General features: G+C 65.9%; 8 protein-coding genes and 2 pseudogenes. 6 read left to right on the forward strand and 4 right to left on the reverse strand.

The features are described 5' to 3' along the window. The 3 genes from AC2VON_RS00695 to AC2VON_RS00705 form a co-directional block, all read left to right on the forward strand. Positions 1–532: AAA family ATPase (locus AC2VON_RS00695; protein ID WP_486951224.1), on the forward strand; the 532-nt coding region annotated here is incomplete at its 5' end. Between the two features lie 173 nt (positions 533–705). Further along, positions 706–957, forward strand: coding sequence for a hypothetical protein (locus AC2VON_RS00700; RefSeq protein ID WP_486951225.1), 252 nt, complete (start codon positions 706–708; stop codon positions 955–957). Next, complete coding sequence (locus AC2VON_RS00705) at positions 954–1271, forward strand: type II toxin-antitoxin system PemK/MazF family toxin (RefSeq protein ID WP_486951226.1); 318 nt, start codon at positions 954–956, stop codon at positions 1269–1271. Before AC2VON_RS00700 ends, AC2VON_RS00705 begins: the two co-directional genes overlap by 4 nt. Before the next feature lie 4 nt (positions 1272–1275). Here AC2VON_RS00705 and AC2VON_RS00710 read toward each other — a convergent pair. After that, positions 1276–1426, reverse strand: a pseudogene (locus AC2VON_RS00710) (integrase catalytic domain-containing protein); the annotation flags it as partial. 345 nt (positions 1427–1771) lie between these two features. Here AC2VON_RS00710 and AC2VON_RS00715 point away from each other — a divergent pair. From AC2VON_RS00715 to AC2VON_RS00725, 3 genes are all read left to right on the forward strand, one after another. After that, on the forward strand, positions 1772–2047 hold the full coding sequence (locus AC2VON_RS00715) for a DUF732 domain-containing protein (RefSeq protein WP_486951231.1): 276 nt from the start codon (positions 1772–1774) through the stop codon (positions 2045–2047). Between the two features lie 135 nt (positions 2048–2182). Then, positions 2183–3442 (forward strand): signal recognition particle-docking protein FtsY, encoded by a 1260-nt coding sequence (gene ftsY / locus AC2VON_RS00720; RefSeq protein WP_486951227.1) that lies wholly within the window; start codon positions 2183–2185, stop codon positions 3440–3442. 290 nt (positions 3443–3732) lie between these two features. Beyond that, entirely contained in the window at positions 3733–4056 is a 324-nt protein-coding gene (locus tag AC2VON_RS00725) for a DUF732 domain-containing protein (RefSeq protein ID WP_486951228.1), read from the forward strand. 13 nt (positions 4057–4069) lie between these two features. Here AC2VON_RS00725 and AC2VON_RS00730 read toward each other — a convergent pair whose 3' ends face one another. From AC2VON_RS00730 to AC2VON_RS00740, 3 genes and pseudogenes are all read right to left on the reverse strand, one after another. Further along, entirely contained in the window at positions 4070–4429 is a 360-nt protein-coding gene (locus AC2VON_RS00730; protein ID WP_486951229.1) for a hypothetical protein, read from the reverse strand. Positions 4430–4665: 236 nt separating this feature from the next. Next, positions 4666–4977 (reverse strand): DUF732 domain-containing protein, encoded by a 312-nt coding sequence (locus tag AC2VON_RS00735; RefSeq protein ID WP_486951230.1) that lies wholly within the window; start codon positions 4975–4977, stop codon positions 4666–4668. Between the two features lie 47 nt (positions 4978–5024). Continuing rightward, positions 5025–5255, reverse strand: a pseudogene (locus tag AC2VON_RS00740) (hypothetical protein); the annotation flags it as partial.

A 5255-nucleotide genomic window follows, 5' to 3' on the forward strand; every position in this document is an offset into this window, starting at 1 on the left:
AGCGGCCCGCAAGGACCTGCTCGATGTGGTCGCCGACGTCGACGCCCGCATCCTGGGCGTGTTCACCGACGCCTACACCGACGTGCAGCGCGAGTTCAGCGAGGTGTTCGCGGCGCTGTTCCCCGGTGGAGAGGGCCGGTTGCTGCTGACCGACCCCGAGGACATGCTCACCACCGGGGTGGAGGTGGAGGCCCGCCCGCCCGGCAAGAAGATCAAGCGGCTGTCGCTGCTGTCGGGCGGTGAGAAGGCGCTGACCGCGCTCGCGATGCTGGTGGCGATTTTCCGGGCCCGCCCGTCGCCGTTCTACGTGCTCGACGAGGTCGAGGCCGCACTCGACGACACCAACCTGCGACGCCTGCTGACGCTGTTCAAGATGTTGCGGGCCCAGTCGCAGCTGATCGTCATCACCCACCAGAAACCGACCATGGAGATCGCCGACGCGCTCTACGGCGTGACGATGCGTGACGACGGCGTCACAGCAGTGATCTCGCAGCGAATCCACGGCCAGAAGCTGGTCAGCAGCCCGGGTTAGAGCAGCGGGATCGGTAGGAGAGTCAACGTCGGATTGCCTTTTCGGCGCAGATCACCACGTTGACGACCCGTATTGGCGGGCGGGAGCCAGGCAAGTGCCACGGCGGGTCACGAACATATCCACCCGACATCTAGTACTACCCGATCGCCTCCCAGAACGGCATACTTTGAAGTATGCCAACTACATCGATCAAGGTGCCCGTCGAGCTGCGTGACCGCCTGTCGGCGCTGGCTCGCCAACGACAGATCACCCTGGCGGGTGCCATCACCCATGCCCTCGACGTCGCCGAGAGCACCGAGTTCTGGGAGCGGGTGCGCACCTCGATGCCCGAACGGCACGCCGCCGACGCCGCGCCAGTCGATGATCTTGACCGCACGCTTGCCGATGGACTGGATCCCGACGAGGACTGGAGCGATGTCCTTTGAAGCGTGGAGCAATCTGGCTGTGTGACTTCGGGCATCCGCGCGGCCACGAAGCGGGTTTTCGGCGCCCGGCGGTGCTGATCTCGGCCGAGGAGATCAGCAGGCGGGCACTACCGATCGTCCTGCCGGTCACGCGTACCCGCCGGGGCTATCCGACCCATGTTGAGCTGGAGAAGACGCTGCCGGTCACGAGCTATGTGCAGTGCGAGCTCATCCGCGCGGTATCCGGCGACCGGTTCCTGCGCCAGGTCGGCGAGGTTGATCCGATCGACATGCTGCGGATCGCCAAGGTGCTACGCCGCATCCTCACCGTCTAGCTGACGCCCACACGTGCTCCAAAAGCGCCCTTGCGTCGTCACTGAAGCCCCGTGGCCGCAAGCTGCGCCCGTCCGAGCTGCTCGGCCGGGTCCGGCAGCCGCGGGCCGGTCAGCATCCGCCGGGCCGTCGAGCGACCAATCCCGGTGGTGGCCACCCCCGATCCAGGATCTTGGTCTTGTCCGCCTTCGACGCTTTGCGGTACTGAGCTGGTAGTTTGTTGGTTACCTGCCGCCTTGCAGCCATATCGCCTTCCACACCGGGCAAGCCTGCCCCGAGGGGCTACGCGCTCAAAATAGCTGAGGCACCACCACCGGCCACGCGCTCAAAGTAGGTGAGGCACGCCGTCGGGTTGTGCTCGGATCGATGGTTGGTGTAGCCTCGGTGGTGGCGATGAGGCTCGCCGCGCTTGCCGAATCTGGCTGATGGCCTCTATCCGATGACTAGTCGGTTGGAGGCAAAACCCATGAAACTATTTCTCCCGATCCTGAGTGCTGTGACCATGATCGGCCTCGCCGTACCCGCGTATGCCGAGAACGACGTGAACGTCGAGTTCATCAACTCGCTGCATGCGGCAGGTATCGGCTACAGCAATGAAGGTCAAGTTGTTTCGGCCGCCAAAGCGATGTGCGGGCTGATGGAGCGGGGCCAGCGCGGCCTTCAGGTGGTCGGCGCGCTTCAGGCGAACAACCCCGGGATGTCCACGGACAACGCGATACGCTTCGCGCGGATTGCCGCGGCGTCGTACTGCCCCGAGCAGTTGGAATTGCAGCCGTAGTTCATGACCATTGGTTTCCTGTCGTCGGTAGTGGGCTCGGTATTGGCGTCTTCGTTGCCAGTGTGACCAGGCGCCGGGATTCGCGCCCGGGCGGTCCACCCGTCCGGGAACAACCTGCGCTGGAACAATGGCGGCGTGCCTGAAAGTCTCTGGATCGCCATATCGGTTGTCGTCGCGCTGGTCGTCATCGCAGCGCTTGTCGCCGGCCTGGTCCGCTATCGCCGGCGCCGGATCAGCCTGTCGGCCCCACAACAAACCCGGGACCCCTCCGGCGGCTACACCGCGGCTGCGGGGATCACGTTCAGCCAGACCGTCGACACCACCGGGCTGCCCGCGGTCGGCGACGACGCGACCGTTGCGCGTGATGCCCCGAAGCGTCCCGTCGCCGATGTCCACCTGCCCGAGCCGGATGCTGTCCCGCCGTTGCAGCCGACTGCGCCCGCAGCGCCCACCGCGCCCAGTATCGAGGCCATCGCGCCGGCCGAAGGCCGACTGGTACGACTGCGCGGGCGGCTCGCCAAGTCCCAGAATGCGCTGGGGCGCAGTGTGCTCGGGCTGCTCGGCGGTGGCGATTTGGACGCGGGCTCCTGGGAGGAGGTCGAGGACACCCTGCTCATCGCCGACCTGGGGTCGGTGGCGACAGAGTCGGTGGTGAGTCAACTGCGCGGCCGGCTGGCCAGCAGCACCGTGCGCACCGAGGCCGACGCCCGCCAGGTGCTGCGCGAGGTGCTGATCAACGAGCTGCAACCCGGCCTGGACCGCTCCATCCGGGCGCTGCCACACGCCGGCCACCCTTCGGTGCTGCTGGTGGTCGGCGTCAACGGCACCGGCAAGACGACCACCGTCGGCAAGCTGGCGCGGGTGCTGGTGGCTGACGGTCGGCGGGTGGTGCTGGGCGCGGCCGACACGTTCAGGGCTGCCGCGGTCGATCAACTGCAGACCTGGGCGTCGCGGGTGGGTGCGGAGGTGGTGCGCGGAACCGAGGGCGCCGATCCGGCTTCGGTGGCGTTCGACGCCGTCGACAAGGGCATCGCCGCCGGCGCCGACGTCGTCGTCATCGACACCGCCGGCCGGCTGCACACCAAGGCCGGGCTGATGGACGAACTCGGCAAGGTCAAGCGGGTGGTCACCCGGCGTGCCACGGTCGACGAGGTGCTGCTGGTGCTCGATGCCACCATAGGTCAAAACGGGCTGGCGCAGGCTCGGGTGTTCGCTGACGTCGTCGACATCACTGGGGTGGTGCTGACCAAGCTGGACGGAACCGCCAAGGGTGGCATCGTTTTTCGGGTCCAGCAGGAACTAGGGGTTCCGGTCAAACTCGTCGGGCTCGGCGAAGGGCCCGATGATTTGGCGCCGTTCGAGCCCTCCGCATTCGTCGACGCGCTGCTCGGTTGAGCCCAGGAAGGGCCGGCGGATGCTGACCGGCCCGCGGCTGCCGGATCCGGCCGCGCAGGTTGACCGGTGCAGGTTGCCGTCGCCATCCCGGTGGTGGGTTTTGGCCTCGGGCAAGCCTGCCCCGAGGGGCTACGCGCTCAAAGTTAGGTGAGGCAGTAGCTGCTACGTGCTCAAACCAGATCAGACACGCCGGCGGGTTGTGGTTGGTGTAGCCTAAAGGCTGGCGATGGGGCCTGCCGAATCTGGCTGACGGCCTCTATCCGATGACTAGTCGGTTGAGGGCAAAACCCATGAAACTGTTTCTCCCGATCCTGAGTGTTGTGACTATGATCGGCCTCGCCGCACCCGCGTATGCCGAGAACGACGTGGACGTCGATTTCATCAACTCGCTGCATGCGGCAGGTATCGGCTACAGCAATGACGATCAAGCTGTTTCGGCCGCCAAAACGATGTGCGATCTTATCGAGCGGGGCCAGCGCGGCCTTCAGGTGATCGGCGAGCTTCAGGCGAACAACCCCGGGATGTCCATGGAAGACGCGGTACGCTTCGCGCGGATTGCCGCGGCGTCATACTGCCCCGAGCAGTTGGAATTGCAACCGTCGCGCCTCCCCTGATTCCGTGGGGACTTCAGTTGTAGGGATCTTGTGGTGAAGTTGTTTGCTGCTGCTCCGGGCAGCTACCGGGCGGCCGCCGCCCAAGTGCGGCGTTCGGGTCCGTGTCGGCGCCGTGCAGGCCGCCGGCTCGATCCAGACGTGCGGTACCGACCATTGCTGGACCGCCGGCCATCACGTCGGTGAGGACGTAGCGGCCAGCGTCGGGGGCGCGGCGTACCTGCCACTCAGCCACGCAGACTCCGGTCAGCTTGACCGCATCGGCGACGTTGATTCCCACCGCAAACACCTGTGCTTCCGCCTTGAGCACCGCAGTCAGGCGGGTGACGAAATTCTCGGGTGCGAAGAATCGCCAGCCTTCGCCCAGATGCAGCAAGAATCGTCCGTGAATCTGAGCGCGGATCCGCGCAAGCCGGACGCCGGGCCGTCGCAGGCCCTCGACGCCGCGGTGATGTCATGTTTACGGTCTGCCCACGCCCGCTTGTCGTGCTCGAGCCCGTCGGCGACACGCTCGGCGAGATCGGCCGCGACGAGCTGCACCAGATGCTCATTCTCGTCGGTGACAATGATGTAACGACTTTCCGGCGCAGGATACTAAAATTAGTCCCTGTTTCAATGGGCCGGCACCAACTGCTCGGGGCAGTACGACGCTGCGGCAATCTTCGCGAAGTGTGCCGCGTCTTCCATGGACATCCCGGGGTTGTGCGCCTGAAGCTCGCCGACCACCTGAAGGCCGCGCTGGCCCCGCTCGATCAGCCCGCACATCGCTTTGCCGGCCGCGACGGCTTGCTCGTCATTGCCGTAGCCGATACCTGCCGCATGCAGCGAGTTGATGAAATTGACGTTCACGGCACCAGTTTCGACTGCGGTCTCGGTTGCATCGCCGTCGCCGTCGGCATACGCGGGTGCGGCGAGGCCGATCATGGTCACAACACCCAGGAGTGGGAGAAACAGTTTCATACGCTTTCCTTTCATCTGATGTGAGGTGTGGTTACCCGGACTGGGTTTTGCTGCCGGCGACGACGTGCACCGCATGAAAGCCCGGCTTCTTGGAAGTGCTGGCGGCGCGATACCCCCATGGCGCCGGCACCCAGACTCTCCAGCACCCCGACGCCCGACAGGCCTTGCGAGATGCCGACGGCCGGCGCCGCGGCCGCGCTGGCAGTGGGCAATTCGGTGACCGCCAGCCTGATCGCCGGGGT

The sequence above is a fragment of the Mycobacterium sp. TH-M82 genome (genome assembly GCF_057473605.1).

Excerpts from the sequence above, each read along its gene's own strand:
- AC2VON_RS00735 (WP_486951230.1), bottom strand. The coding sequence starts at position 4,977 with ATGATCGGCCTCGCCGCACCCGCGTATGCCGACGGCGACGGCGATGCA.
- AC2VON_RS00725 (WP_486951228.1), top strand. The coding sequence starts at position 3,733 with ATGAAACTGTTTCTCCCGATCCTGAGTGTTGTGACTATGATCGGCCTC.
- AC2VON_RS00715 (WP_486951231.1), top strand. The coding sequence starts at position 1,772 with ATGATCGGCCTCGCCGTACCCGCGTATGCCGAGAACGACGTGAACGTC.
- AC2VON_RS00700 (WP_486951225.1), top strand. The coding sequence starts at position 706 with ATGCCAACTACATCGATCAAGGTGCCCGTCGAGCTGCGTGACCGCCTG.